Here is a 25,583-nt window from a genome sequence, read left to right as displayed (position 1 = left end):
GGCGGCGGCGGTGGCGGCGGCGATGGAGCAGGGCCAGAGCCGACAAAGCCTAGAGCTGGGGGGCTTACCGATCCAAGTATACCAAAGCTGCCCAACCCTCCTGTTCCTGACGGGATGACAGTGAGTAAAATGGGAAAGGATCTGATCGGTTGGGGACAAGGCCCAAATGGGGCCTTAGACAGGTTAATAAAGATCACACGTGAATCCGTCGCGGAAATGCAATCCAACGGCCTCACGCGGGAGATTGCGGAAGGATGGCGAAACAAGTATGCAAATGAATTCGCTCGAAATGCCAATAACCTTACTGCAGGTGAACGCAAACGGTTATTGGAAAAAATAATCTCACTAATGGAGTAGGTAAAACATGGAATATAAATTGACAATCACTTATAAGAATCTCACAGATTCGCCTGTCAGAATCGTTAACGAGCCTTCTGCTGAGCAGTATTTGATCGGACCAAACGAAAGTGCCGATTTGACTTTGCTTTGCTCTGACCCGTTACAGCGTGTCGAAATTGAACAAACTCCCAAATGTTTGTACTTTCACTCGAATAGTGTAGGAACTGCTACCTATGTCATGCGAGATGGTGTCGAGCTTCCTCAGGCCGAACAGGAATATTAGGGAACGATCACTTCGTATTCAACAATGCCCGGCGAAGGAAAGATCGTTGAGTAAAACAAGAGGAGCGGCATGCAAGCGTGAAGCCATCTGACCCCGGATGCGGTGATTGAGGTCAGCGCTATCCAATTCGTCCGTATCTATAATATCGGAAAATCGGTCCTTGCGACCAATTCGCTGGGCGCCAAGGTCTGGCAGGTCAGCTATGACCCCCTCTGCGGCGTCGTGGCCTCCACCGGAACCCCCAAAAACATCCGCTTCCCCGGTCAGTGGTTCCAATCCGAGTCGGGCCTGCACCAGAACTGGATGCGCGACTATGACCCGACGAAGGGCGGTATCTGCAAGCCGGCCCGCTGGGGCTGATCGACGGAGCATTGGTCTACGGCTACGCCCGCCAGAACCCGGGGCGGTATGTTGATCCGAGGGGGGAATATGCGGCAGCTCTAGGCTTTTGTTTTAATCCTGTAGGGGTTGTAGTCTGTTCGGGGATTGCTGCTGCTGCGATTGTTTCCTTGGCCTATATTTGTTACGAGGGAATTCTTATAATCTTGAACAATAAAGGCGACGGTTTCGGCGACGGCGGCGGGGATGGAGGAGATAGTGGTGATGGAGGTGATGGAGGCGGTAGCGGCGGTAGCGGCGGTAGCGGCGGAGGTGGCGGCGGAGGTGGAGGTGGTGCTGGGCCGACTCCGGGAACAGGGCCCAACACCGGAACTGGACCAGGATTAGTAGGTGGCAGTCCTAAACCAGGATCAGGAAATAGGATCAACACCGATAAGCCCGGAGGGCAACAAGCAGCGGAGGCTGACTTTGCAAAATATGGAAAGGGAAACGTGAAGATACTTCCTGATGGTAGTCGGGTGGCCGATAACAATGTTAGAATTCGCGTCGGAAAAGACGGCCGAATGAGAGTGGATATTCCTGCTGCTGTTGGAAGTGCAGGTCAACATGAAACGATTCACTATGACCCATAATATTCAACTGTTAGATTCAGATTTATCGTCCTTCTTCCAGAAAGCGGAAGTAAAAATTGCAACCAAGAGAAAGTCACTATCAGGTATCGGCATAACTGAGTGCTATGAATTTCTAGAGTTATCTTCAAACCAAGAGAGTTTATTGATTTGGGGCGGCGGCTTTGAGGATCGAAGTGGGCATGACGATTTTGGATATTTGAACAAGATTGATCATCTTTGGGAGACAAGTCCAAACATTTTTATGACAGTCAGTGGCATTAGATGTATTTTAAAAATGCATTTTTCATGGGATGAGGGCAGTAATTTTATTTCGGGAATTGCTTTTTTGGACTCAGAAAAATTTAATGGAATCATCATTTTGCACTCAAATTTCTCACATTGGCTGCATCTATTTTGCACTTGGGAGGAGAGCTTGCAACATCCTGATGCATCGGCAATGCGATGGGAAGTTATTAGTGAGTGGTAGAGAATTAACGATTATTTCGGCCAATCAGCCCTCGTTTGTCGACAACTTCATAAGTTAGGTGTTCCATCCCGGATGATCACATAGACCCTCGGCGCTCTGTGTTTTTCATGGCAACATCGGTTCTGAGGGACATTCGGAGCGGGGTGCGGACATGCTGATCCTTCTTCCGAGCCGGCGTAGCAGGCGATCCGTATCTAGACCTTCCTTTCGGCGTTCGACGCTTCGAGCAATCGGATCGCGGAATATGACCAGAATTCCGGCGCTTTGCTGCGGGAATATGTCTGGAACGGGCTGACACCTGTGGCGGTGATCGAGGGCGGGGCGGTCTATTTCATCCGCATGGACCACATCGGCAAGCCCGTTTTTGCGACTAATTCGCTGGGCACAAAGGTCTGGCAGGTCTCCTACGACCCGTTCGGCGGCGTCGTGGCCTCGACGGGGACGCCAGAAGCCATCCGCTTCCCGGGCCAGTGGTTCCAATCGGAGAGCGGCTTGCACCAGAACTGGATGCGGGATTATGATCCGACGACCGGGAGGTATCTCCAAGCCGACCCACTGGGGCTGGTCGATGGGGCGTCCGTGTATGGCTATGCGAGGGGAAATCCGGGGAGGTATAGTGATCCCCGGGGAGAGCAGGTTGAGGGGGCAGTTGCTACCGGGATTGGTTTGGCCATATTAGATGGTCCGCTTCCACTTAGTGACATCGCAGGAATTTGTGTTATTGGGGCAGCAGTTGCTTATTGTGCACTAGGTAATTGCTCCCCAAATATGGATGACTGTGAAGAGCAGTATCAAGAAGACAGAGCCTGGTGCGCAGATAACGCTAGTGGAAGAGAGTATATTGGGTGCTTATCTCGCGCTGAGGATAAATTTTTCACTTGCAAGCGTGGTGGTCCAAGAAAACCTAGAGTTCCAGAGGTTTACGAGCAATGAAAAAGCATGCAATTGATAGCGAAACCTATCGAAAACTCATCGAGTTAGAATATATAGCAGACTTTCGGAGCTGTAGAGACATTCTTGAGAACGCCGTGTCTTCATTTGAAATACCAGAAGGCACGGATCTGGAGTATGAGCAAGCCGCTGCACATCTACGATTAGCTATCTACAATCTAATATGTGATGAACATGTTAAGTACGCTGAATGCCTGGACAAGGCCCGAGAAGTTATATCTGAAACCGATATTCTGGCATTGTCTGCTCAATGGTTGGAAAGAAGTGAAACACACAGGGCCAAAGTTTCTGAACTTTGCGATGAGTTTTTTAAATTGGTTGATGAAGAATATGAAGGGCGCGACGAAACATCCAAGTACTATTTTCAATTGGTGACTGAATTGCGAAAACGCATACGGCTGTAGCGGCACTGTCAGAGGAACTCTGGTTGCCCAGACATCCTCTGACGGCTAGCCTTCCGGGATGACCCAGCCTTCGCCCTTTCGGTACTTCAAGACCAGCCCCGAGATCATCCGCCTGACCATCGGGCGCTGGCCGGAGTGGAGCGTCACGGCCGCGCGCGAACGCGCGAAGGAACTGCGGCGCGCCATCGAGGAGGGACAGGATCCACTGGCGGCGCGCGACGAGTGGCGCGGCGCCCCGCGTGTCACAGACATGATCGACCGCTACATAGCAGAAAATCTGCCGAAACTGGCCAAGACCAGTGCGGGCGACCAGGTGTCGATGCTGAAGAAGATGGTCGAACCTGTCTGGGGTAACCGGCTGGTGACGGAGATCACCAAATCCGAGGTCGCGAAGTTCCTCGATTTCGTGGCCGAGGGCCGCCCCCGCCCCTGGCACTGTCAGAGGAACTCTGGTTGCCCAGACGTCCTCTGACGGCTAGCCTTCCGGGATGACCCAGCCTTCGCCCTTTCGGTACTTCAAGACCAGCCCCGAGATCATCCGCCTGGCAGTGATGCTCTACATCCGGTTTCCGCTCTCGCTGCGGAATGTGGAGGATCTGTTGCATGAACGGGGCGTCGAGATCAGCCATGAAACCGTGCGGTTTTGGTGGAACAGATTTGGCCCGATGTTTGCCGCCGAAATCCGGCGCAGGCGGGTCGACAGAATGCGGGCGAGGAAACACTGGCGCTGGCATCTGGATGAGGTCTACGTGAAAATCAATGGCGTGACCCATTACTTATGGCGCGCCGTCGATCATGAAGGTGAAGTGCTTGAGAGCTTCGTCACGCTGACACGCGATCGCAAGGCGGCTTTGAAATTCCTCAAAAAATCCATGAAGCGCCACGGCCGACCTGAGGTTCTCGTGACCGACCTGCTGCGGTCTTATGGCGCGGCCCTGAAGGATTTGGGCCGCGGCGATGACCTCAAGCAGCCGGTTGAGCTCCCCCAGCCAGGCACCCAGCTTCGGGCGCGGCTGCACCGTTCGGGTGTAGGTGAACTCGGTAATCCCGGTGCGGATCACCTTCCGCACCACCTTCTTCGACAGCTTCAGGTCACGGCAGATCGTCTTGATCCCCTTGCCTTCGGTGAAATGTAGCCGCCTGATTTTTGCTATTGTCTCCACGATCAGCATCCCGTGCTCGGCCTCCGATAATCATCGAAGGCACAATGGACCCAACCCCCGGTCGGTGGGGTCCCATTTGGACGCCGATCACCCCAGAAGCGGGGTCCGTATTGCAAGCCGTTCAACAGTCATGCGGTTCGGGCTGCGCGGCAAGACGGTCGGCAAGATGCAATGTCAGGATTTCCACGCACTGCGCGTGAAGAACTAGGCCACGGCGGGTCTGCACGATCACAGGCGGTAGGGTGCCGAACAGATCGGGCCGCCCCGTCATCCAGCGTGCAAGGACTAGCAACTCCGGGCGCGACGGTGGCAGTCCGTAGATCAGCCTCAGGCAAATGCCGTGAAGTAGGTGATGTTCTCTCGTTGTCATCCTGCCCTCCATGTTTGGCGGGCAGCATAAGAGCAGAATGCGTCAGATTCGGACGGGCAGCTGCGGCGGCACACAAAGACTCCCAACGATACCGTTGAGACCGGCGGTCGGGTCCTGTGGATTATCTGCCTGAAGGATTGCGTGGAGCGGAGCCACGATGAGCCTCCTTACGGCATCGACGCTCGTCATCTGATCCAGCGGGATTGCGTAGAACCAGCTGACCACTCCTCGCCCCTCATCGAGCGTCCAATGCGACGCGGTGACTTCGCAATCCTCTCGGTATCCTGCAGAATTTGGTGAATCAGAGTCGAAAACCCAAGCCTCATCTAAACTGCGAAGTGGAGAATATCCGACCAAAACCTTCGCGCGCTTTCCAAAATCCCAATCGGATTCGACGCCTTCACTACAAGTAAGCTGGATGGCCAGCGTGATCCAACCCTCAACTCTCGCGTTCCGTCGTTCCGCTCGCCTTACTGAGTAGTAAGCGTTCCATACAGGCTGGATAAAGTCGTCCTCACCATCGTCCGAATCCTTACATTCAATTACCAATCTAGGTGTGCGACATTCGACCAGATCGAAAGCCTCAAAGGGTACTGTCAGAGGAAGATACGTTGCCCTAACATCCTCTGACGGCTAGCCTTCCGGGATGACCCAGCCTGCCCCCTTTCGCTACTTCAAGACCAGCCCCGAGATCATCCGCTTGGCGGTGATGCTCTACATCCGGTTTCCACTGTCACTGCGGAACGTCGAAGATCTCCTCCATGAACGGGGCATCGAGATCAGCCACGAAACGGTGCGGTTTTGGTGGAACCGATTTGGCCCGATGTTTGCCGCCGAGATCCGGCGCAGGCGTGTCGACAGAATGCGCGCGAGGAAACACTGGCGCTGGCACTTGGATGAGGTCTACGTGAAGATAAACGGTGTGACGCACTACCTTTGGCGCGCCGTCGACCATGAGGGCGAAGTACTGGAGAGCTTTGTTACACTGACACGGGATCGCAAGGCTGCGCTGAAATTCCTCAAGAAATCCATGAAGCGACATGGCCGACCGGAGGGTCTCGTGACCGACCGGCTTCGGTCATATGGCGCTGCCCTGAAGGAATTGGGCCGCGGCGATGACCGCGAGACAGGCCGCTGGCTAAACAATCGGGCTGAGAATTCACACTTGCCATTCCGCCGACGAGAACGGGCGATGTTGCGGTTCCGGCGCATGCGAACGCTCCAGAAGTTCGCGTCGATCCATGCGTCAATCCACAACCACTTCCCGACGGAGCGACATCTCCAGAACCGCCAAGACTACAAGCTTTACCGCGCCGCCGCTCTCGCCGAGTGGCGCAGCCTTCTCGTAGCCTGACGCCGGTGTGGGGCTGGGGAAACAGAGACTGGTTCGTATTCGTCTGACAGCACCGCCACGCCCATCCCCAAATTCTTGCATGTTTGATGGTGTATTGACCAAAGGGATGAATGACCTTGACCTGTGAAGTGGTTCTGCATCTGGGGGCGCATCGGACGGGGACGACGCTGTTTCAGCATTTTCTCAGCTCCAATCTCGACTTCTTGAACAATGTGGGGATCGACATCCTCGTGCCGCCGGCGACCCGCGCGGGGCTTTTGCAGGACATCCAGCCACAAGACGGGCGGCTGCTGATCAGTGAGGAAAACCTGATGGGCAACATGCAAGACAATGTGGCCATGGCACGCCTTTACCCCCTGGCCACCCAGCGCCTGCGCGCCTTGGACAACCTTCTTGGCCACTGCCAAAGGGTGATGCTTTCCGTGCGCAATCCTGCCGACTGGTGGCCCTCGGCCATTGCCTTTTCCCTAACCCGGGGCATGGCCCTGCCCGAAGCAGACCAGATTCAGGCCATCGCGCGGTCCGACCGGCATTGGACGGATGTGGTCAGCGATGTTCGCGCCATTCTGCCCAATGCCGAAATCGTGGTGCGGGAATTCAATTGGGCCGTGGATCGCCCGCGTCAACAGTTGCGACAGGCCACGCGCTGGGAAGAGGTTGCAGGGGCCTTGGCACGGACACGCGTTCACAACCCGCGCCCCGACCGCAGCGAAATGGATCGTATCCTGACCGAGCGGGGCCAAAAGCCGCTTGCGGGGCTGGGCGACAGCTATGAACCTTTTGACCCCAAAACCCGGCGACGTCTGACCCGCGCTTACCTCGATGATCTGGCCAAAATCCGTGGCATGGCCGGCGTGCGCCTTTTGTCTGACCCACTGGGCGACCTGCGCCAAAGATTGCTCGCGCCCCCCGATTGACGGCCCTTGCGGGAATGTCAGACCTTGGTCTGATGTCTGGATCGGGCTTTGGGCGCATAGTGGGACGGCAAGGGTCCGGGCGGCATGCGAAGGAGGTCGGAAGGGAATCGGTTCGTCCAGAAGGGCATGACAAACCTTGGGACAGGCCCGCAAGCAGCGGGTGATCCAAGGGAGTCAAAGCCATGTTGGAACTGCGAATGAAGAAGCCGATGATGCTGGCCGTTTTGGCTTGCTCAACAGCGTTGCTGTCGGTCGCGCCGTTGACCGTTGATCTGGACCAAAGCAGCGGCAAAATCGTGGTGAAATCCGCGATGGCGATGGCCAAGGGTGGTGACGGCAAGGGCGACAGCGGCGGCGGGCTTGGCGGCCGGGGCGGCGATGACGATGATCGCGACGATGATCGTGGCGGCAGCGACGACGATGAAGGCGACGACGACCATGGTGGTGATGAAGGCGATGATGATGATCGGGATGATGATCATGGCGGCCACGGCAGTGACGATAACGACGACAGCGACGACGATCACGGCGGCCATGGCAGCGATGATGACGACGAAGGCGACGACGATCACGGTGGCCACGGCAGCGGTGATGACGACGAAGGCAACGACGATCATGGCGGCCACGGCAGCGATGATGAGGACGACAACGACGACGATCAGGGGCAGACCGGCAACGGTGGCGGCAACGGCGGGGGCAGTGATCCGCTGCGAATTGTGAAATTTGAGGTGGGCAATAACAGCCTAGAAGTCACCCTTTCGGATGGCAGCAAGGTTGAAATCGAAAACAACCGCTACGAATACAAAGACTCGACCGGCCGGACGGTGGTGGAACGCCCGGCGACCCAGGCCGATGTCGACAAATGGATGGCCTTGCGCTGACAGGCCCAGACAAGACCCTCGGGGGAAAACCCCGAGGGAACAAACGGAAGAAAAGATGCTGCGACGTTCCTTGCTGATGCTGATGATGGCCGGGCTGTTCCTGACAGCCCCCGGCCTTTTGGCAGGGGCAGGCTGGCAGGATTGCGACACAGCCCATGCCAAAGGCGGCAAGGGTGGCGGCGGTGATGACGATGATGATCGTGACGACGACAGGGATGATGATCGGGACGATGACCGCGACGACGACCGGGATGATGATGACGACGACAACTCCGGTCATGGCGGGGGCGACGATGATGACGACCATTCCGGCCCCGGTGGCGGGGACAAGGATGATGACAAAGACGATGACAACAACAGCGGCAGGCCCGGATCAGGCTCTGGCAGCGGATCAGGCTCCGGCGGCGCGACAAAAGGTCAAGGCGGCTCCTCGGGCAGCGCCGCCTCCGGCCCGGACAGCACAACCCTTTTCCGCCAAGATCTGATCCGCATCGGCTTTCAGGATGGCAGCAGCGAACGCATCCTTGGCAACCGATATGAAAGGCTCGATGCCAAGGGCCGCAAGCTGGAAAGCCGCACCGTCAAATCCGCCGACCGCAAACGCCTTGAAGCCCTGCGCAAAGCGCTTGGCTCCAGCCAAGGCCGCAAACTGGGGCTAGAGGCGGCCGTCCTTGTCAACGCCGATCAAAAGGCGCTGCAAAGCACCGATATTGCAGGCTGGACGGAATATGTGCTGGACGGCCGCTATGTCCTGACCGACCCGCAGGGCAATGTCGTCACCCGCCGCAAAGCGCAGGGCAAAGACATCCGGCGGCTGGAAAAGGCCTTGGGGCTGAACTAGTCCCACTTTGCTTGAAAAGCTGCGGCATGTTACAAAGCCGCATTCAAGCAATTTCATCAAAGGAACATTCCATGGCGATCCAAGCCAAAAATACGCTGACAAACGGCATTTGCTATGCCTTGAACGGCCAACAGGATCTGAACGTTGGCAAAAACATCACCCTGCAATCGCTCGAGGAAGAAGCCATTCTTCTTTCGGGCACGGCCCACAAACTGACCATTGCCGGAAAACTTTATGCCGATGAGGAAATCATCTATTCCGATGCCTCTCTGAACAGGTTCGATTTGATCCTGGGTGCCACCGCCTCACTGGTCACCGAATCCTACGCGGTCAATGTCGAGGCGGCCAAAATCAACCTCGTGAACCGGGGCGAGATCATCGCCGAAACGGCGATTCAACTCTATGGTTCCGGTGATCGCATCAGCGTGGTCAACAGCGGTCGGATTGTCGCCTCTTATTCCGCCATCGACATCAGCGATGATCGCGACTCCGTCTTCCGCAACACAGGCACGGTGCTGGCCCCGGATGCTTATATCTATGATTGTGACGACGGTCGGAATGTCTTTATCAACCAAGGCCGGGCCGTGGGTGAGGTCTATTTCTCGGGCGGCAACGACCTCTACGATGGGCGGAAGGGCTGGTTGTTTGGCAATATTTCCGGCGGGGATGGCAAGGATATCTTCCGCCCCGGTCGCGGCAGTGAGGTGATGGATGGCGGCACTGGGATGGATACGGCCGACTACCGCGCCGGTCCCGCCGTGAAAATCCATCTGGACAATACACAGATCGCGGGCGGCGGTGCGCGCGGCGATGTGCTTGAAGGCGTTGAAATTGTGATCGGCTCTGCCAAGGGCAACGACACGATCTACGGCATGGATCAGGCCGAGCGGTTGATCGGCAACGGCGGCAATGACCGGCTTTTCGGCGGCGCTGCCAATGACACTTTGCTGGGTGGCGCGGGCAGCGACTATCTCAAGTCCGGCGAGGGTCTCGATCTTGTGATCGGCGGCCTCGGGGCTGATCAGATTGATCTGCGCAACAGCCCCGCAGGCTGGGCCTCGGTGCAATATGACCGCCTGGAGGATTGCGGCGACCGGATCAGGGGTTTTGTGCAATCCGACGAAATCGTGCTGAAAGCCAGTGCCTTTGGCGGCGGCCTTGTGGCCGAAGCCTGGTCCTTTGACAATCCGCGCTTTCATTCCGGCGCGACCAACAAGGCGGCAGACAATGGCGACCGGATCATCTTTCGCACCACAGATGCCACCGTCTGGTTCGACCGCGATGGCGCGAAAGACACTTTCAAGCCGGTCATGATCGCCGATCTGGACGATGGCACCGATTTCTTTGCCTACAACATCACCATCCTCTGAAACACCGCCCTCGGAAACACCGCGCCCCGCTTGCGCGCCAAGACCAGTCGCCCTATATCTACTCCTGTCCGGGGCAACCCGGACTATGGCGATAAACGCACCCGTAATAAACGGATCGGACCCGGGGGCGGTACCCGGCGGCTCCACCAACACTCCCTCATTGGGGGCGGAGGGGGCCGAAATAGGATCGACGAACGTCTAAAGGGGCCAGCTTTCGCTCGGTGAGCCACCACCGTTATCGGTGCAAACGTACAGTTGCCAATGACAACCGTGCTCCGGCAATGGCTCTGGCTGCGTAAGCAGCTTAAGTCGCCGAAACTAAGTCCTTGCGCTTAGCCGCGTAAGGCGGGGCCCGCAGGAGCCTGGCAACAGAATCCTGCACTTTCCCACCAAGTTGACGCCAGGTCATGCCCTGCCTGACGCAAGGTCATGGCCCTGCCCCGGTTTACCCGTGGCGCAGACCGGCCTATCGGAATTGCAATTTCCAAGCAGAGGACTTGCAATGCCCCTTATCAAAGCCAAAACCCGCAGCGGCGATGCTTCGCAATATGTTCTGACCTCCGGGCAGGATCTGATCGTCGGCAAAGGCGTCAAAGTCGAATCCTTTCAGGACGACGCCATCCGCTCCACCAGCGGCGCGCATAAGATCACCATCGCCGGCACCGTCATCGGCTATGATTCCGGCATTTCGCTGCAAACCGGCGGTCAGGGCACCAACAGCCTGACCATCGAAGAGACCGGCACCCTGATCGGCCGCAACGCCACCGCCGTTTCCTTCGATGGAAAGAACGCCGTCCTGACCAACAAGGGGCGGCTGATCGCCGACGAAGGGGTTGCATTCAACTGGGACGAGGACAGCAACGGCACGGCCAAGGTCATCAATTCCGGCACGATCCATTTCACCGACAACTCCATCTATGTCTCGCAGAACCTGGCCCTGAGGGTGCAAAACACCGGCACGATCTACATGATCGACAACACGGTCATTGACGGCGGCGAGCTTCGCGATGTTGTCGTCAATCGGGGCGAAATCTATGGCTACATCTCGCTTCGCGGCGGCAACGATCTCTATGATGGGCAAGGCGGCTTTCAGACCGGCGGAATTTATGGCGACGAAGGCAATGACACCTTCCGGCCCGGTCGCGGCGCGGAATATCTGCACGGCGGCGATGATTTTGACACCGTCGACTACAGTCGCGGTGGGGCCGTCTTTGTCAATCTGGATGGAGACACAACGGGCCGCAAGGCTGCCGCTGGGGATTTGCTTTACAGAATCGAACGGGTGATCGGTTCTGCCAAGGGCGACGACAAGATCTATGGCAACTACAACGTCGAATCGAACGAACGGCTCGAGGGGCGGGGCGGCCAGGATTCGCTTTACGGCGGCGGCGGCAATGATACGCTGATCGGCGGGATGGGACGCGATGTGATCGAGGCCGGCACGCTGGACGGGGCCGTTGATTACATCGTGTTCAACAGCGCCGCTGAGGGCGGTGACAGGGTCTCGTTCTTCCAGGAAAATGATGTCGTCCAGTTCGACCGCGAGGGGTTTGGCGGCGGACTGGCGCAAGGATGGCTCGCCGCTGAACGCCTCCACAAAGGGGCCACCAATGCCGCGCAAGATGCCAATGACCGCTTCATCTTTCGCACCACGGATGACACCTTGTGGTTCGACAAGGATGGCAACAAGGGCAAGTTTGCCCCCGTCATGATCGCCAAATTCGTCGATGCCGACTTCTTTGCGGCGAACAACATCTTCATCGCTTAACCATCGTCGGGGCCGCGCGCGCCATGCCCGGCCCCTTCAACCCACTTGATCGGAAACCCCTCCCGCCCCAATCTGGGCCATGCGCGCCCTTGCCGCCCTTCTGGCCCTGTGCCCCCTGCCCGCTATGGCCTGTGAAACGGCCCTTCTGCTGGCCATCGACGTGTCGGGTTCCATCGACACCGGCGAGTATCATTTGCAGGTCGAAGGTTTGGCGCAGGCCCTGCAAGACGGGCAGGTGCAAGAGGCGCTGCTTAAGGGGCAAGTGGCACTCGCCGTCGTCCAATGGTCGGGCTTCGACCAGCAGACCCTGGTGCAAGACTGGTCCCGCATGGAAAACCCGCAAGACATCGCCACCCTGATCGCGCAGGTGCAGGCCCTGCCCCGCGCCTTTGACGGCTCGCAAACCGCGGTCGGACAGGCGATCCGCTTTTCCACAGCGCAGTTTGATCCGGTTAGCGATTGCCAGCGGCGGGTTATCGACATCTCGGGCGACGGCCCGGAAAACATCGGCCATACCGTGACACCCGCCCGGCAAGAGGCGATGGCCGCCAAAGTGACGATCAACGCCATTGCCATCGAGGATGCCGGCGCGCAGGTGGCCATCACCAATTTCTACCGCAAATGGGTGATCACCCCCGCAGGCTTTGTCATCACCGCAAGGGGATTAGAGGATTACCCCCGCGCCCTGCGGGAAAAGCTGCTGCGCGAACTGGAAAAACCGGCCTCTTGACGCAACGGGGCGGCCTTCGGGTTTCCTTTGACGCGATGACAATGCGGGTGTTTGATACCCAAGAACCCCAAGAACCGGAGCCGCCGATGAAAGCTGCCCTTGCCCTTATTTTCTTGCTTCCCTTTGCCGCGCTGGCCGAAACGCCCGTGCCCAAACTTGGGCCTGATGCGGTGCCCATTACGGCAGACAATGCTTTCCTGCGCCAATCCCCCGCCCCTGATTACTGGGCGTTTTCGCCTTTCGTGAAACCGCAATTCACCACATCGGCCTGTTCCGTCGCCAGCGTCACAGCGGCGTTGAACGGGCTTGCCGGACTGCCGGCGCTTTCAGCAGATGCGGTGATGACACAGCCCGCGATGCTAGAGCGGGCAGCCAGCCGTGAATGGGCGGCGCTTTCTGCCGAGGGCGGGGCCGGGGTCAAGTTCCAGCAACTGGTGGATTTCACATCGCTGGCCCTGGCCGCGCGGGGCATGGGTCAAAAGGTCACCCCCTTCAAACCGACGGGCGAGACCGACCTTGCCGCCTTGCGCGCCCTTTTGACTGCGAATGAGGTCAGTGCCCAAGATGCCCTCTTGCTCTATTTCAACCAAGGCGTCGTCACAGGCGACTGGGACGGGCCCCACGTCAGCCTGATCGGGGCCTATGACGCCGAACAAGATCGGGTTCTGGTGCTGGAAGTGGATCAGGAATGGTATGTCCCCTATTGGACACCTGTTCCCGTTCTGCTCGCGGCAATGCTGAAACCCACCTCGGCCGAACATGGCGTCTTGCAGGGCGAAACGGGCGGGCTGGTGCATATCCATCCCTAAGGTGGTGACTTGACGGTCAGCGCGGGCTGTGAAAAATCGAACCATGGGGCTCGCAAACGCCCCGTGAGGCTTTGGCCCAAGTTTGCATCCCTTGACCCTTAGCCAAAGGATGCCGCCATGCCCGGACCTTTCCAGATCACCCCTGCGCAACTTTCGCGCCTTATCGGCCTGCCGGATGCACCGATGATCATCGACGTGCGAATCGACGAAGACTTTGCCACAGACAGCTTTCTGATCCCTGCAAGTCAGCGCATAGCGCATGGTGACATAGACCGTCTTGCCCCGACGCTGGGGGTGCAGCGGGCCGTGGTCGTCTGCCAGCGCGGCAAAAAGCTGTCCGAAGGCGCCGCCGCCATCCTGCGCCTGCATGGCATTGCCGCCGAAGTGCTGGAGGGCGGCTTTGTCGGCTGGCGCGCCGCAGGCTTGCCCGCCATACCCGCCAAGATGATCCCCACCAGTGGCCTTTGGGTCACCCGTCAACGGCCCAAGATCGACAGGATCGCCTGCCCCTGGCTCATCCGTCGCTTTATCGACCCAATGGCCCGCTTCCTCTTCGTGGCCGCCAGCGAAGTGGCCAATGTGGCTGAAAAATTTGACGCCACGCCCTTTGATATCGAAGGCGTGCATTTCACCCATCGCGGCGAAAATTGCAGCTTTGACGCCCTCATCGACGATTTCAACCTGCATGATCCGGCGCTGGATCGTCTTGCCCTTGTCATCCGCGCCGCCGATACAGACCGGCATGACTTGGCGCCCCAAGCGACGGGGCTTTTGGCCATATCGGTGGGCCTGTCGCGGCAATACCGCGACGATCTGGCCCAGTTGGAGGCTGGCATGGCAGTTTACGATGCGCTTTACCGCTGGGCGCGGGACGGGTTTGACGAAGGCCACGACTGGCCCGCATCGCGGGGGCAGGCATGACCTCTTACCGCGAATTGTTCCGCGTTTTCGGACGCATTGGCATCCTGTCCTTTGGCGGGCCTGCCGCCCAGATCGCGCTGATGCACCGGGAATTGGTGGACCGGCTGAAATGGGTGGACGAGGGCGAATATCTGCGCGCCCTCTCCTTTTGCATGCTCTTGCCGGGGCCCGAGGCGATGCAATTGGCCACCTATGCCGGTTGGCGGCAAAGGGGCATCTTGGGCGGTATCATCGCGGGCGGGCTTTTCGTCCTGCCCGGTGCGGCGATCATTCTGTCGCTGGCGATGGCTTATGGTCATTGGGGCAATATTCCCCTGATCCAAGCCCTGTTTATGGGCATTCAGGCGGCGGTCGTCATCATCGTGGTCGAGGCTTTGCTGCGCGTCGCCAAACGCGCCCTGAAACGCCCCGTCCATTGGCTGATCGCAGGCCTCGCCTTTGCGGCGCTGTTCCTGTTCCACCTGCCCTTCTGGGCCGTCATCCTTGTCGCCGCCCTCGCCGGTTTCCTGACCGCGCAGGGCAGCGAAACCCCTGCCGCGCCGCAGCGCAAAACCCCCTCGACCCTGCCCGCCGTCGCCGGTTTCGCCTTGCTTTGGGCCATCCCTTTGGCGACCCTTGGCCTGTTTGAAGGCGGCCTTCTCTGGGACATGGCTTTGTTCTTTTCCAACCTCGCCATCGTCACCTTTGGCGGGGCCTATGCCGTTCTGGCCGCCATGACCCAAACCGTCGTCCAAACCCACGGCTGGCTGGAAACACCCCAGATGATCGACGCCCTCGGTCTGGCTGAAACCACCCCCGGCCCGCTGATCCTTGTCACCGAATTCGTTGGCTATATGGCCGCTTTCCGCCAAGGCGGCATGCTTTACGGCATTGCTGGCGCCTTGGTCGCGCTTTGGATGACCTTTATCCCCTGTTTCCTTTGGGTCTTTGCCGGGGCACCCCATATCCATCGTCTGGCTGCCATGCCCCGGCTTTCTGCCGCCTTGGCCGCCATCACCGCCGCCGTCGTCGGCGTCATCGCCAATCTGTCGATCTGGTTCGCCGCCCATGTCGCCTTTGGCCGCGTCACCGAAACCAGCTTTGGCCCGCTGCACCTGCTGGCCCCCGACTGGTCCAGCCTGAACCCTGTCTCACTGGCCCTTACGGCCCTTGCCGCCCTGCTTTTGCTGCGTTTGCACAAAGGCCTGGCCCTCACCCTTGCCCTTTGCGGGGCCCTAGGGGTGGCATCCCACCTCGCGGGCCTCGCGTAACCCCTTCCCTTCGCCCGTGAATCCCCTATGCTGACCCCGACGCGAAGGGGGCGGTTCATGGCGAAATCCATCGACTACGGCAATCTCATGCATCAGGCCATGCGTGGCCTGATCCGCAAGGTGCTGGAGGATGTCGCCCGCGACGGCCTGCCCGGAGCCCACCACTTCTTCATCACCTTCGACACGACCCAGCCAGGCGTCCATATCGCCGACTGGCTGCGCCAGCGCTATCCCGGTGAAATGACCATTGTCATCCAAAGCTGGTTCCGCGATCTGGAAGTGACCGAGGAAGGCATGTCGATCACCCTCAACTTCGGTGACAATCCCGAACCCTTGGTCATCCCCTTTGACGCCATGAAAACCTTCGTCGATCCTTCCGTCGAATTCGGCCTGCGGTTCGAAATGCATGAGGATGAAGACGACGAAGACGAGGATGAGGACGACGATCCCGAAGACGATCCGCCCCATACCCCGGCCGAAGTTGTCAGCCTGGACAAGTTCCGCAAGCACTGATCCCTGTTATCCTGTTGTGACCGGGGCGTGTTAGGCCCTTCCCATTCATGCGAAGGAGCCTCTCATGGCATCGGACACCGCCCTGTTTCTGCGCCAGCTGATCCGCAACCCGAAACAGGTTTCGGCCATTGCGCCCTCCTCGCCCTTTCTCGCCCGCGCCATGGCCCGAACGCTGTCGCCCACAGACCGCGTCGTGGAATTCGGCCCCGGCACGGGCAGCCTGACGCGCGGCATTCTGGGCCGCGGGATCAAACCGGAAAACCTCACGGGTTTTGAACTCGACCCCAACTTCATAGGCAAACTTCGCACCGATTTTCCGGGCGTCACTTTCCACCACGCCGGGGCCGACCGCGCTGCTGAATTTGTCGAACCCGGTGTCGATGCCGTCATATCCGGCCTGCCCCTGCTCTCGATGCCCGCCCCCGTGGTGCAGGCCATCGTGGGCGCCGCCTTTGCCCTGCTGAAACCCGGCGGGCTGTACATCCAATTCACCTATGGCCCCAAACCACCGGTGCCGCATTCCGTCATGCAAAGCCTTGGCCTCACCGCCCGCAAAGGCCCGCATGTCCTGTTCAACCTCCCCCCGGCGCGGGTTTATCATTTCAGCCGCGCCTAACGGCATACAATCGCATACCGATTGATCTTTCCCCGCCATCGGCCTATCACACCCCCAGCCAGCGCAAGGGGAGATTCCGATGACCGCCACCCGCACCGAGACCGACAGCTTTGGCCCGTTGGAAGTGCCCGCCGACAAATACTGGGGCGCGCAGACCCAACGCTCGATCATCAACTTTCCCATCGGTTGGGAAAAGCAGCCCGTTGCCATCGTCCGCGCCTTGGGCGTGATCAAGAAAGCCTGCGCGCTGGTCAACATCGCCCAAGGCGACATCCCCCCCGAACTGGGCAACGCCATCGCCACCGCCGCGCAAGAGGTGATTGACGGCAAATTCGACGACAATTTCCCGCTGGTCGTCTGGCAAACGGGGTCTGGCACCCAGTCGAACATGAACGCGAACGAGGTTATCTCCAACCGCGCCATCGAAATGCTGGGGGGCGTGATGGGGTCGAAAAAGCCCGTCCATCCGAATGACCATGTCAACATGGGCCAGTCGTCGAACGACACTTTCCCCACCGCGATGCACGTCGCCATCGGCATGGTCGCGCGCGACGTGTTGCTGCCGGGGCTGGAACATCTGCACCATGCCTTGGCCCGCAAGGCCAAGGATTTCAAAGACATCATCAAGATCGGCCGCACCCATACACAGGACGCCACCCCCCTGACCCTGGGGCAGGAATTCGGCGGCTATGCGCATCAGGTGGCGATGGGCATCACCCGCATCAAGAAAATCCTGCCGGAAATCTATGATCTGGCCCAAGGCGGCACCGCTGTCGGCACCGGCCTCAACACCCGCGTCGGCTGGGATACCCGCGTGGCGGCCCAGATTGCCGAAATCACCCACCTGCCCTTTGTCACCGCCCCGAACAAGTTTGAGGCACTGGCCGCCCATGACGCCATGGTGATGTTTTCGGGCGCTTTGAAAACCGTCGCCGTCAGCCTGTTCAAAATCGCCAACGACATGCGTCTTCTGGGTTCCGGCCCGCGCTCGGGTCTGGGTGAATTGATCCTGCCGGAAAACGAACCGGGTTCCTCGATCATGCCGGGCAAGGTCAACCCGACCCAGGCCGAGGCGCTGACCATGGTCTGCGCCCATGTCATGGGCAATGACGCCGCGGTCGGTTTTGCCGGCAGCCAAGGGCATTTCGAACTGAACGTCTACAACCCGATGATGTCCTACAACGTCCTGCAATCCATGCAGCTTTTGGGCGATGCCGCGAAATCTTTCACCGACAACATGGTGGTGGGGACCGAGGCCAACGTCGCGCGGATCGACAAGCTGATGAAGGAAAGCCTGATGCTGGTGACGGCCCTAGCCCCCACCATCGGCTATGACAACGCCACCAAAGTCGCCAAAACCGCGCATAAAAACGGCACGACGCTGCGCGAAGAGGCGATTGCGCTAGGCTTTGTCGATGGCGAAACCTTTGACCGCGTGGTCCGCCCCGAAGACATGATCGGACCCAAGGGGTAACCGCCGGAAATGACCGTCGTCAACCTGAACAAGGCCCGTAAAGCCAAGGTCAAGGCCGACGAAAAGGCCCAGGCCGATGCCAATGCGGCCAAGTTCGGGCGGACAAAAGCCCAGAAAGATCTAGACCGCGCGCAAGCCGAAAAGGCGGCGCGCGATCTGGATGGCAACAAGCGATAGACAAACAACTTTCGGCGTGCCATGCCTTGCCCCAACAACTTTTAGGGGATTGTAATGGTTGACGCTGTTCAGGATGAAATGCTGGTGCTGGCCGATGGCACCTTGGACAATGACACACTGAATGGCACAGCCGACAACGATACCCTGAACGGATTGGCCGGCGACGACCTGATCAATGGTCTTGAGGGCAATGACTCGGTGGATGGCGGTGAGGGACGTGACAGCCTCAACGGCGATGCCGGCAACGACACGATTTACGGCGACGATGCCCAGGACACGATTTGGGGTGGTGATGGGGATGACCGCCTGTATGGCGGCGCAGGCTTTGATCGCATCTATGGTGGCATAGGCAATGATACCATCTATGGCGGACTCGACCAAGGCGGCTCCATGTCGTCCAACACTCTGAGCGGCGGAGCAGGCGACGATTGGTACTATACCGATAACGGCTATTGGGAGGTGGAAGAGCAGGAGAACGGCGGTCAGGACACCATTGTTAGCTCCGGCGGCTTGACCCTACCCGATAATGTTGAGGTCGGTTACCTTGACATTGACGGCACTTTGCCCGCCCAAATGAACGGCAACGGCCTTGATAACCTTTTGGGTGGAAACAACCTTTCCAATACAATTCGGGGCTTGGCTGGGAAAGACACAATTTATGGCAACGCGGGCGACGATCTCATTCGCGGGGGCGGTGGCTCAGACAGCATTTACGGCGGCCTAGGCAATGACACCCTCTTTGGACTAGAAGACGACTCAGGCCTCCAGAATGGCGATGCTGACGTATTTTTTGGCGGCGACGGCAATGACTATGCTTTCGGCGACATGCGTGCGGACACTTTTTATGGTGGGTCCGGCATTGATACATTGATCGGCAACGAGGGCGACGATCTGTATTTCATCGACAGTGATAGCGATGTGGTTGTTGAAAAAGCGCGACAGGGGACCGACACTGTCGTTAGCCTGAACAACTATACGCTCAAAAACAATATTGAGAATGGATATCTGGACACGGGTGGTACGGCCACAAGATTGACGGGAAGTTCCTCAGGAAACGTTCTGGGTGGCAACGACGTGGCAAACTTTATCTATGGTGGTGGCAGCACAGACACGCTCTACGGCAATGGCGGAAACGACAAACTCTTTGGCGGAGCCACAGGGGATCGAATTTATGGCGGTTCCGGGCGCGATACGATGATCGGTGGTGATGGCAATGATTGGTATTATCGCCTGGATGCCGACGACGTCATTGTCGAAGCGCGCGCCAACAATGCCGATACGGTGCTAAGCTGGCTGGATATGGTCTTGCCCGAGAATGTCGAATACGGCTATCTCGACACAGACAGCACCGCCACGAAATTGACCGGGAATGCTGGCCACAACGTTTTGGGTGGCAATGACCTAGGCAACAAGATCGTCGGTAAATCAGGGAACGATACGCTTTACGGAAATGGCGGCGATGACTTTTTGACCGGCGGCAGGGGCCGAGATTCTTTTGGTCTCTACAAGAACATTGATTCTGATCGTGTCGTCGATTTTGTAGCAAAGGGTCAAAACCATGACTTTGTCTTGATTTTCGACTTGCCCGAAATCAGAAACTACGCCGATCTCAAGGCAAATCACATGCGACAGAAGGGGCAGGATGTTGTCATCAACTCTGGCTCTGGCGAAACCCTGACGCTGGAAGACACCCGCCTGTCCGACCTGACCGCCGATCACTTCCTTTTCTGAATTGGTATGGGGCAAGCCCCCTACTGCAAACACGACGTTGGCTAAAAAAGTGCCGTTACCCGAGGATGTCATGACCGTCTACAATAAAATTTTTACGCTGTCGCAGCTGACTGAAGGCACTGACATCCGCTCCATCAATGACTCCAGTTACTTTTCGACAGCAATGAACGCTGTGACACTCGGCGACGTGAATGGCGATGGCTTCCTCGATTTCGCTTTTTCCAGCCGATCTCGGCAGCAGGGGCAAGACGAAACATATAGCAAACTTCATGTCATATTCGGCACGCAAGACGGGGTACCGTCGGACGTTGATCTGAACAATATTGATGAAAGTGAAGGGTTCACCATCACGATTTCGAATCCGGCTTCAACAATCGGCCTGTCTATCAGGTCGATCGGCGATTATAACGAGGACGGTTTCGACGACTTCATGTTTTCAACCTCGATCTACGGGAATGATCCGTTTGGCAACGGAAATTCATACTTGGGGAATAAGATTGTCATTTTCTACGGCGGCGACGAAATTCCCAACTTGATGGACTTCAACAATCTGCCCGAAGAATATGCCGAGTATGGCTCTGGCTATTCTTTCGGCGGCCACACCTCAGGCGGTGCAGATTTCAACGGCGACTCAAACATTGATACAGTCTCTAGCAGCTATCGGCTCGGAATTTTTGAACCCGAAAAACGGGCTTTCGTGAATCTTGGTGATCAATCGTATGAGTTCATTGTTCCCAAAAAAAGGCACGGCAATTTCGAAGCCAATTTTGTCGGCGATGTGAACGGCGATGGGCGCGCCGATATCGCGGTATCTTCGCCATCGATCAGAGACGTAGGTATGCGGTCAGTTTCAATTTTCTTCGGCGTATCGCAGGGGGAAACACCGGAAACGAACGCCGCCAATTTGAATGGTACAAACGGCTTTACAATCCAATTGCCTTCCAACGGCGCCCTGATCAACGTCTCGACCAGGTCAGCAGGTGACTTTAATGGCGATGGGATCGGGGATCTCATCATAACGGCTGGTTATGCAAGCCGCGGCAATGATAGCGACGGCTACAACGAATCATCCCGCGATGTTTTTGTTGTTTTTGGCACAAATGATCCGTCGCGATCAGACATCGATCTCAGTGAGCTGGACACTTGGGAAGGTTTTCAAATTGTGCCGTATTATGATGTCGGCAAAGCTTTGTCGGTCGGCGATTTCAATGGTGACGGTCTGGATGATATCGCCTTTGAAAGCCGGATGAATCCCGATATGCCTACCCCTGTGACGGTTCTATATGGAACCACGCGCATTCTTCCAGATTATTTGGACTTGGCAACCCTGAACCCGAACGAGGGTTTCTCGGTTCAGTTCAAACCCAACAAGCCCTTTCTGGGACTGCTCTCAGGGGCTGGTGATACCAATGGCGATGGCAACGATGACATCTTTTTCCAAACCGCGGATGGCGTAAAGCTGCTGCTGGGACGTCCGTCGAATGTTGGCATTGAGGGCGATAATTACTTGGAAGGCACCAGCGCTGCCGAGTTGATTGACGGCGAGGCAGGGCACGACACCATCCTTGGCTTTGCGGGCAATGATCTTTTGACGGGCGGAATCGGCAACGACATTTTGGATGGTGGCACCGGGATTGATACACTCCAAGGTGGCGATGGCGATGATGTTTATGTCATAGACCATGAAAATGACACCCTCTTTGACAGCGGCGGCCGCGACCAGTTGCGCAGCGATGTTTTGTCCATCGCCCTATGGCAATGGACCGGTATAGAGGACGCTCGGCTTTCAGGTTTTCTTGACCTTGTGCTTGCGGGCGATGACGCAGACAATAGTCTTTGGGGAAATTCGGGCGCCAATTCTCTTTATGGCAACAATGGCTCTGACCAAATTTTCGGCGGTGACGGGGCGGATACAATTGTTGGAGGGGCCGGAGCGGATGCCTTGTTCGGAGGGGCTGGCAACGACGTGATTTATGTTGACAGCCGATCCGATACAGTGCGGGGCGGCGACGGCGACAACATCATGGCCTCGGACAATATTTCGATTGATCTAAACTCCGATAATTTTGATGTGTTTCATGCAGCCTTGTTTGGAACCCGAAAGTTGAACTTGACCGGAAACAATGGTGGCAATGCCCTTTACGGCAATGATGCGCGCAATGTTATCCGGGGCGGTGGCGGTGTGGATGGGCTTTACGGAAACGGCGGGTCAGACACTTTGATTGGCGGCAATGGGATCGATTTCTTCGTGCTGGATACCGGTTATGGACAGGATCGGGTCAAGGATTTCAAGGCAACCGGGCGCGCCCATGACCGCGTGGATGTTCGCGACATCAAGTCCATCAAGAATTTTGCCGACCTTCAGAAAAACCATCTTCGCCAAATTGGTGATGACGTCGTGGTCGTTGCGGGAAAGGATCGTCTGATTCTGGAGAATACCGATATCGATAACCTCACGCAGAGCCACTTTCTCATCTGATGCCCCCGGCCAAACATTCCCTCACCCTCAACGGCCATCGCACCAGCGTTTCGCTGGAGGATGAATTCTGGCAGGCCTTCCGCGACATCGCCCTTGAAACCAGCCAGCCGCTCAACGCGCTGGCCGCCCAGATTGATGCGGCGCGCGGCCCGGATCAGGGCCTCGCCTCGGCCATCCGGCTGTTCGTCCTGAAACACTATCGCGCCCGCTGATCAGGCGGCAAAGAACCGCGCTGCCGGCAGATGGCCCGCCAGCCGCCCTATCGCGGCCCAATCCGCCTCCCACGGCGCATCGCCCACCAGCAGCATCCGGTCGCCCGGCACACCCCGCAACGCGCTGCGCAGCGCGTCCCGCGCCTGTGCCCAAGCGGCCAAAGGCGCAGGCCCCGGCGCGGCCCCGGTCAATGGCGGACAGGCCTGCAACATCGCCCCCGGTGAAAGCCCTGGACGCGAAAGCCCGACCCTTTCCGCCACCAGCCCCGCCAATTTCTCCATCCGCGCCACCGGCACGGTATCGCCCGCCCGCAACAGGCCCAAAGCGTTCGACGAAAACAGAAATCCCACCAGATCATGCCCCGTCTGCGCCCGCACCCCAGCATAGGTCCGATAGTCCAGCCCCAGTTCCGCCGCGCGTTTCACCCGCAGACGCACCACCTCGATCGGCAGCACCGGCAAAAGATCGGCGCGCGCCTTGCTCCAGCAATGCCGCCGCCAGGACAGGCCCTCGTCCATAGACGGCCCGCCGTTATGCCCGATGCTCACGCCCATTCCTGCAACCGCGCCACATAGCGCGCCATCGTATCCACCTCTAGGTTCACCAGATCGCCGAGGGCCACCTGCCCCCAGGTTGTCACCTGACGGGTATGCGGAATCAGGTTCACACCGAACTCCACCCCCGCAACCTCGTTCACCGTCAGCGAGGTGCCGTTCAGCGTGATCGAGCCCTTTTGCGCAATGAACCGGGCCAGATCCTCCGGTGCCCGGAACGTCAGCCGCAGACTGTCGCCCTCGTGGCGCAGTCCCACCACCTCGGCCAATCCGTCCACATGCCCTGACACGATATGCCCGCCCAATTCGTCGCCCACCTTCAGCGCGCGTTCCAGATTGATCCGCCGACCCGCGTGCCAGCCATTGCGCCCGATGTTGGTAACATTCACCGTTTCCGCCGAAATCTGCACGTCGAACCAGCCCTGCCCTTCGCCGTTGCGGCCCTTGTCGATCACCGTCAGGCAAACCCCCTCACAGGCGATCGACGCGCCAATGTCGATGGTTTCGACATGATAAGCGGTGGCAATCCGGGCGCGCAGGTCGCCCTCTTGCGCCGTGCTGATGATCTGGCCGATGTCGGTGACAATTCCGGTGAACATGGGACATTCCTTTGTGTTGCCCCAAGGGCTAACGCGCCACGGCCCCAGCCGCAAGATTCCCCGCGCGAAAGCGGCGAAAGCAAGCTATAAGGGGCCATGCGTTCTGGTTCCGATTGCCGCTTTCTGTTCCTGCAAGGCCCGCACGGCCCGTTCTTTCATCGTCTGGCCAAGGCGCTGAGGGCGACGGGCGCGCAGGTCTGGCGCGTGGGCTTCAATCTGGGCGACCGGGCTTTCTGGCCGGACCGCGCCAGCTTTATCCCCTGCCATAATACGCCCGACCAATGGGCCGACAGTATCGGGCCGCTGCTGGACGAAAGGCAGATCACCGATATCGTGCTTTATGGCGATACGCGCCCTATCCATGCCCATGCGATTCGGGCCGCCAAGGCACGCGGCCTTCGGGTTCATGTGTTCGAGGAAGGTTACATGCGGCCCTATTGGGCGACCTATGAACGCGACGGGTCCAACGGCCATTCGCGCCTGATGACACTTTCAATGGATCAGATTGTCCAAGCCGCCCAAGGCCCGCTGGCCGACCAGCCCGAGGCGCCCACCCATTGGGGCGATCTGCGACAGCACATGTTCTGGGGCGCTGTTTATCACTTTCTGGTTTGGTTGGGCCGCTGGCGCTTTCCCGCCTTTCGCTCTCATCGCGACCAAAGTGTGACCCAGGAATTCGCCCTTTACGCCAAGCGACTTTTGCTTTTGCCCTTTCACCGCTGGGAACGAATCCTCGCAACCAGCGTCATCCGCAGGGGCGGATTTCCCTATCATCTGGCCCTGCTGCAATTGGAACATGACGCCAGTTTCCGCAACCATTCCCCTTATGCCAGCATGACCGAATTTCTGGATCAGGTCCTTCTCGGCTTTGCGCAAGGCGCGCCAAAGCATCATCATCTGGTTTTCAAGGCCCATCCGCTGGAGGATGGACGCACCGCCCTGGCCCGCGACATCCGCCGTTTGGCCAAAGCGTCCGGCATAGCGCGTCGCGTCCATTTCGTGCGAGGGGGCAAACTCGCCCGCTTGCTCGACGGCGCCGAATCGGCGGTGACGATCAATTCGACCGCAGGCCAGCAGGTTCTTTGGCGTGGGCTTCCGCTCAAGGCAATGGGAACGGCAGTCTATTCCAAGCCGGGCCTGGTCTCGGATCAGGCACTGGTCGGTTTCTTTGCGGCCCCCCAACGCCCCGACCCCGTCGCCGCCCGCGCCTTTCGCCGCTTTTTGCTGCATTCCAGCCAGTTCCCGGGCGGCTATTATTCAGCTGGCGGACGCAACACACTGATCCGACGCCTGCCCGATGCAATGCTGTCCGAGGGCGATCCCTACGCGCCCTTGCTTGCAGAAAGTGGCGCGGCAGCCCAGCAACAGTTGCGACTCGTATCAGGCGATGCTAGCGGAAAGCTGGCAAAACGGTTGGCTTCCAGCTAACCTTTCCGCCA

The 25,583-nt window shown here is 58.3% G+C and carries 27 protein-coding genes, 1 other RNA gene and 2 pseudogenes; 27 read left to right on the top strand and 3 right to left on the bottom strand.

Features of this window, described 5'->3' with window-relative positions:
• From IE095_RS18495 to IE095_RS17765, 8 genes and pseudogenes are all read left to right on the top strand, one after another.
• A partial coding sequence (locus IE095_RS18495; protein ID WP_229804921.1) for a DUF4951 domain-containing protein occupies positions 1-357 on the top strand: 357 nt, incomplete at its 5' end.
• A gap of 367 nt (positions 358-724) precedes the next feature.
• Positions 725-982: an RHS repeat domain-containing protein gene (locus IE095_RS17795; protein ID WP_189413548.1), complete on the top strand. Its 258-nt coding sequence runs from the start codon at positions 725-727 to the stop codon at positions 980-982.
• 225 nt (positions 983-1,207) lie between these two features.
• Positions 1,208-1,348: a hypothetical protein gene (locus IE095_RS17790; protein ID WP_189413546.1), complete on the top strand. Its 141-nt coding sequence runs from the start codon at positions 1,208-1,210 to the stop codon at positions 1,346-1,348.
• A gap of 219 nt (positions 1,349-1,567) precedes the next feature.
• Positions 1,568-2,059, top strand: coding sequence for a hypothetical protein (locus tag IE095_RS17785; RefSeq protein WP_189413544.1), 492 nt, complete (start codon positions 1,568-1,570; stop codon positions 2,057-2,059).
• 300 nt (positions 2,060-2,359) lie between these two features.
• Positions 2,360-2,992, top strand: coding sequence for an RHS repeat-associated core domain-containing protein (locus IE095_RS18760; protein ID WP_189413543.1), 633 nt, complete (start codon positions 2,360-2,362; stop codon positions 2,990-2,992).
• Positions 2,989-3,414: a hypothetical protein gene (locus IE095_RS17775; RefSeq protein ID WP_189413542.1), complete on the top strand. Its 426-nt coding sequence runs from the start codon at positions 2,989-2,991 to the stop codon at positions 3,412-3,414. The genes IE095_RS18760 and IE095_RS17775 overlap by 4 nt, the downstream gene beginning before the upstream one ends.
• 109 nt (positions 3,415-3,523) lie before the next feature.
• Positions 3,524-3,865, top strand: a pseudogene (locus IE095_RS17770) (integrase arm-type DNA-binding domain-containing protein); the annotation flags it as partial.
• Between the two features lie 37 nt (positions 3,866-3,902).
• A pseudogene (locus tag IE095_RS17765) lies at positions 3,903-4,373 on the top strand (IS6 family transposase); the annotation flags it as partial.
• Between the two features lie 325 nt (positions 4,374-4,698).
• Here IE095_RS17765 and IE095_RS17760 read toward each other — a convergent pair.
• Positions 4,699-4,947 carry a hypothetical protein gene (locus tag IE095_RS17760; protein ID WP_189413541.1) on the bottom strand — a complete coding sequence of 83 codons (249 nt, stop codon included), beginning with the start codon at positions 4,945-4,947 and terminating at the stop codon, positions 4,699-4,701.
• Positions 4,948-5,593: 646 nt separating this feature from the next.
• Here IE095_RS17760 and IE095_RS17755 point away from each other — a divergent pair.
• The 18 genes from IE095_RS17755 (at position 5,594) to IE095_RS17670 (ending at position 22,990) form a co-directional block, all read left to right on the top strand.
• Complete coding sequence (locus IE095_RS17755; RefSeq protein ID WP_189413540.1) at positions 5,594-6,301, top strand: IS6 family transposase; 708 nt, start codon at positions 5,594-5,596, stop codon at positions 6,299-6,301.
• Positions 6,302-6,411: 110 nt separating this feature from the next.
• A complete protein-coding gene (locus IE095_RS17750) occupies positions 6,412-7,218 on the top strand; it encodes a hypothetical protein (protein ID WP_189413539.1) in 807 nt (268 codons plus the stop codon).
• Positions 7,219-7,400: 182 nt separating this feature from the next.
• Entirely contained in the window at positions 7,401-8,099 is a 699-nt protein-coding gene (locus tag IE095_RS17745) for a hypothetical protein (RefSeq protein WP_189413538.1), read from the top strand.
• A 55-nt stretch (positions 8,100-8,154) separates the two neighbouring features.
• Positions 8,155-8,940, top strand: a complete 786-nt coding sequence (locus tag IE095_RS17740) for a hypothetical protein (protein WP_189413536.1) — start codon at positions 8,155-8,157, stop codon at positions 8,938-8,940.
• Positions 8,941-9,011: 71 nt separating this feature from the next.
• Positions 9,012-10,310, top strand: a complete 1,299-nt coding sequence (locus IE095_RS17735) for a calcium-binding protein (RefSeq protein WP_189413535.1) — start codon at positions 9,012-9,014, stop codon at positions 10,308-10,310.
• Between the two features lie 26 nt (positions 10,311-10,336).
• Positions 10,337-10,693: a transfer-messenger RNA gene (gene ssrA, locus IE095_RS17730) on the top strand.
• Between the two features lie 119 nt (positions 10,694-10,812).
• Positions 10,813-12,078, top strand: coding sequence for a calcium-binding protein (locus IE095_RS17725; protein WP_189413534.1), 1,266 nt, complete (start codon positions 10,813-10,815; stop codon positions 12,076-12,078).
• A 79-nt stretch (positions 12,079-12,157) separates the two neighbouring features.
• Positions 12,158-12,808, top strand: a complete 651-nt coding sequence (locus tag IE095_RS17720; RefSeq protein WP_189413533.1) for a DUF1194 domain-containing protein — start codon at positions 12,158-12,160, stop codon at positions 12,806-12,808.
• A gap of 86 nt (positions 12,809-12,894) precedes the next feature.
• Positions 12,895-13,617 (top strand): phytochelatin synthase family protein, encoded by a 723-nt coding sequence (locus IE095_RS17715; RefSeq protein WP_189413532.1) that lies wholly within the window; start codon positions 12,895-12,897, stop codon positions 13,615-13,617.
• Between the two features lie 117 nt (positions 13,618-13,734).
• A complete protein-coding gene (locus tag IE095_RS17710) occupies positions 13,735-14,538 on the top strand; it encodes a chromate resistance protein ChrB domain-containing protein (RefSeq protein ID WP_189413531.1) in 804 nt (267 codons plus the stop codon).
• Positions 14,535-15,788, top strand: a complete 1,254-nt coding sequence (gene chrA / locus IE095_RS17705; protein ID WP_189413530.1) for a chromate efflux transporter — start codon at positions 14,535-14,537, stop codon at positions 15,786-15,788. Before IE095_RS17710 ends, chrA begins: the two co-directional genes overlap by 4 nt.
• Before the next feature lie 57 nt (positions 15,789-15,845).
• Positions 15,846-16,301, top strand: coding sequence for an SspB family protein (locus tag IE095_RS17700; RefSeq protein ID WP_189413529.1), 456 nt, complete (start codon positions 15,846-15,848; stop codon positions 16,299-16,301).
• Positions 16,302-16,365: 64 nt separating this feature from the next.
• Positions 16,366-16,917 (top strand): class I SAM-dependent methyltransferase, encoded by a 552-nt coding sequence (locus tag IE095_RS17695; protein ID WP_189413527.1) that lies wholly within the window; start codon positions 16,366-16,368, stop codon positions 16,915-16,917.
• 79 nt (positions 16,918-16,996) lie between these two features.
• Complete coding sequence (gene fumC, locus IE095_RS17690) at positions 16,997-18,391, top strand: class II fumarate hydratase (RefSeq protein ID WP_189413525.1); 1,395 nt, start codon at positions 16,997-16,999, stop codon at positions 18,389-18,391.
• Between the two features lie 9 nt (positions 18,392-18,400).
• Complete coding sequence (locus tag IE095_RS17685) at positions 18,401-18,568, top strand: DUF4169 family protein (RefSeq protein WP_189413523.1); 168 nt, start codon at positions 18,401-18,403, stop codon at positions 18,566-18,568.
• Between the two features lie 78 nt (positions 18,569-18,646).
• The gene (locus tag IE095_RS17680) at positions 18,647-20,299 is read left to right on the top strand and encodes a calcium-binding protein (RefSeq protein ID WP_189413521.1); all 1,653 of its coding nucleotides are present in this window, start codon (positions 18,647-18,649) and stop codon (positions 20,297-20,299) included.
• Positions 20,300-20,369: 70 nt separating this feature from the next.
• Positions 20,370-22,778: a calcium-binding protein gene (locus IE095_RS17675; RefSeq protein ID WP_189413519.1), complete on the top strand. Its 2,409-nt coding sequence runs from the start codon at positions 20,370-20,372 to the stop codon at positions 22,776-22,778.
• The gene (locus IE095_RS17670) at positions 22,778-22,990 is read left to right on the top strand and encodes a ribbon-helix-helix domain-containing protein (RefSeq protein WP_189413517.1); all 213 of its coding nucleotides are present in this window, start codon (positions 22,778-22,780) and stop codon (positions 22,988-22,990) included. Before IE095_RS17675 ends, IE095_RS17670 begins: the two co-directional genes overlap by 1 nt.
• Here the strand turns inward: IE095_RS17670 and IE095_RS17665 are convergent, their stop codons facing one another.
• On the bottom strand, positions 22,991-23,545 hold the full coding sequence (locus tag IE095_RS17665; RefSeq protein ID WP_189413515.1) for a hypothetical protein: 555 nt from the start codon (positions 23,543-23,545) through the stop codon (positions 22,991-22,993). It abuts the gene before it with no gap.
• Positions 23,536-24,144 carry a riboflavin synthase gene (locus tag IE095_RS17660; protein WP_189413513.1) on the bottom strand — a complete coding sequence of 203 codons (609 nt, stop codon included), beginning with the start codon at positions 24,142-24,144 and terminating at the stop codon, positions 23,536-23,538. Before IE095_RS17660 ends, IE095_RS17665 begins: the two co-directional genes overlap by 10 nt.
• 96 nt (positions 24,145-24,240) lie before the next feature.
• On the opposite strand from IE095_RS17660, the gene IE095_RS17655 reads away from it, so the two are divergent.
• Positions 24,241-25,572 (top strand): capsule polysaccharide biogenesis protein, encoded by a 1,332-nt coding sequence (locus tag IE095_RS17655; protein WP_189413511.1) that lies wholly within the window; start codon positions 24,241-24,243, stop codon positions 25,570-25,572.
• Positions 25,573-25,583: the final 11 nt, after the last annotated feature.

It is taken from the genome of Neogemmobacter tilapiae (assembly GCF_014652215.1).
GTDB lineage: Bacteria > Pseudomonadota > Alphaproteobacteria > Rhodobacterales > Rhodobacteraceae > Neogemmobacter > Neogemmobacter tilapiae.
This window is presented reverse-complemented; position numbering and strand designations above follow the sequence as displayed.

What these genes read in the sequence shown, in the direction of transcription:
- IE095_RS17790 (WP_189413546.1), top strand. Translation starts at nt 1,208, where the DNA reads ATGGAGGAGATAGTGGTGATGGAGGTGATGGAGGCGGTAGCGGCGGTA.
- IE095_RS17785 (WP_189413544.1), top strand. Translation starts at nt 1,568, where the DNA reads ATGAAACGATTCACTATGACCCATAATATTCAACTGTTAGATTCAGAT.
- IE095_RS17775 (WP_189413542.1), top strand. Translation starts at nt 2,989, where the DNA reads ATGAAAAAGCATGCAATTGATAGCGAAACCTATCGAAAACTCATCGAG.
- IE095_RS17760 (WP_189413541.1), bottom strand. Translation starts at nt 4,947, where the DNA reads ATGACAACGAGAGAACATCACCTACTTCACGGCATTTGCCTGAGGCTG.
- IE095_RS17755 (WP_189413540.1), top strand. Translation starts at nt 5,594, where the DNA reads ATGACCCAGCCTGCCCCCTTTCGCTACTTCAAGACCAGCCCCGAGATC.
- IE095_RS17750 (WP_189413539.1), top strand. Translation starts at nt 6,412, where the DNA reads ATGACCTTGACCTGTGAAGTGGTTCTGCATCTGGGGGCGCATCGGACG.
- IE095_RS17745 (WP_189413538.1), top strand. Translation starts at nt 7,401, where the DNA reads ATGTTGGAACTGCGAATGAAGAAGCCGATGATGCTGGCCGTTTTGGCT.
- IE095_RS17740 (WP_189413536.1), top strand. Translation starts at nt 8,155, where the DNA reads ATGCTGCGACGTTCCTTGCTGATGCTGATGATGGCCGGGCTGTTCCTG.
- IE095_RS17735 (WP_189413535.1), top strand. Translation starts at nt 9,012, where the DNA reads ATGGCGATCCAAGCCAAAAATACGCTGACAAACGGCATTTGCTATGCC.
- IE095_RS17725 (WP_189413534.1), top strand. Translation starts at nt 10,813, where the DNA reads ATGCCCCTTATCAAAGCCAAAACCCGCAGCGGCGATGCTTCGCAATAT.
- IE095_RS17720 (WP_189413533.1), top strand. Translation starts at nt 12,158, where the DNA reads ATGCGCGCCCTTGCCGCCCTTCTGGCCCTGTGCCCCCTGCCCGCTATG.
- IE095_RS17715 (WP_189413532.1), top strand. Translation starts at nt 12,895, where the DNA reads ATGAAAGCTGCCCTTGCCCTTATTTTCTTGCTTCCCTTTGCCGCGCTG.
- IE095_RS17710 (WP_189413531.1), top strand. Translation starts at nt 13,735, where the DNA reads ATGCCCGGACCTTTCCAGATCACCCCTGCGCAACTTTCGCGCCTTATC.
- chrA (WP_189413530.1), top strand. Translation starts at nt 14,535, where the DNA reads ATGACCTCTTACCGCGAATTGTTCCGCGTTTTCGGACGCATTGGCATC.
- IE095_RS17700 (WP_189413529.1), top strand. Translation starts at nt 15,846, where the DNA reads ATGGCGAAATCCATCGACTACGGCAATCTCATGCATCAGGCCATGCGT.
- IE095_RS17695 (WP_189413527.1), top strand. Translation starts at nt 16,366, where the DNA reads ATGGCATCGGACACCGCCCTGTTTCTGCGCCAGCTGATCCGCAACCCG.
- fumC (WP_189413525.1), top strand. Translation starts at nt 16,997, where the DNA reads ATGACCGCCACCCGCACCGAGACCGACAGCTTTGGCCCGTTGGAAGTG.
- IE095_RS17685 (WP_189413523.1), top strand. Translation starts at nt 18,401, where the DNA reads ATGACCGTCGTCAACCTGAACAAGGCCCGTAAAGCCAAGGTCAAGGCC.
- IE095_RS17680 (WP_189413521.1), top strand. Translation starts at nt 18,647, where the DNA reads ATGCTGGTGCTGGCCGATGGCACCTTGGACAATGACACACTGAATGGC.
- IE095_RS17675 (WP_189413519.1), top strand. Translation starts at nt 20,370, where the DNA reads ATGACCGTCTACAATAAAATTTTTACGCTGTCGCAGCTGACTGAAGGC.
- IE095_RS17670 (WP_189413517.1), top strand. Translation starts at nt 22,778, where the DNA reads ATGCCCCCGGCCAAACATTCCCTCACCCTCAACGGCCATCGCACCAGC.
- IE095_RS17665 (WP_189413515.1), bottom strand. Translation starts at nt 23,545, where the DNA reads ATGGGCGTGAGCATCGGGCATAACGGCGGGCCGTCTATGGACGAGGGC.
- IE095_RS17660 (WP_189413513.1), bottom strand. Translation starts at nt 24,144, where the DNA reads ATGTTCACCGGAATTGTCACCGACATCGGCCAGATCATCAGCACGGCG.
- IE095_RS17655 (WP_189413511.1), top strand. Translation starts at nt 24,241, where the DNA reads ATGCGTTCTGGTTCCGATTGCCGCTTTCTGTTCCTGCAAGGCCCGCAC.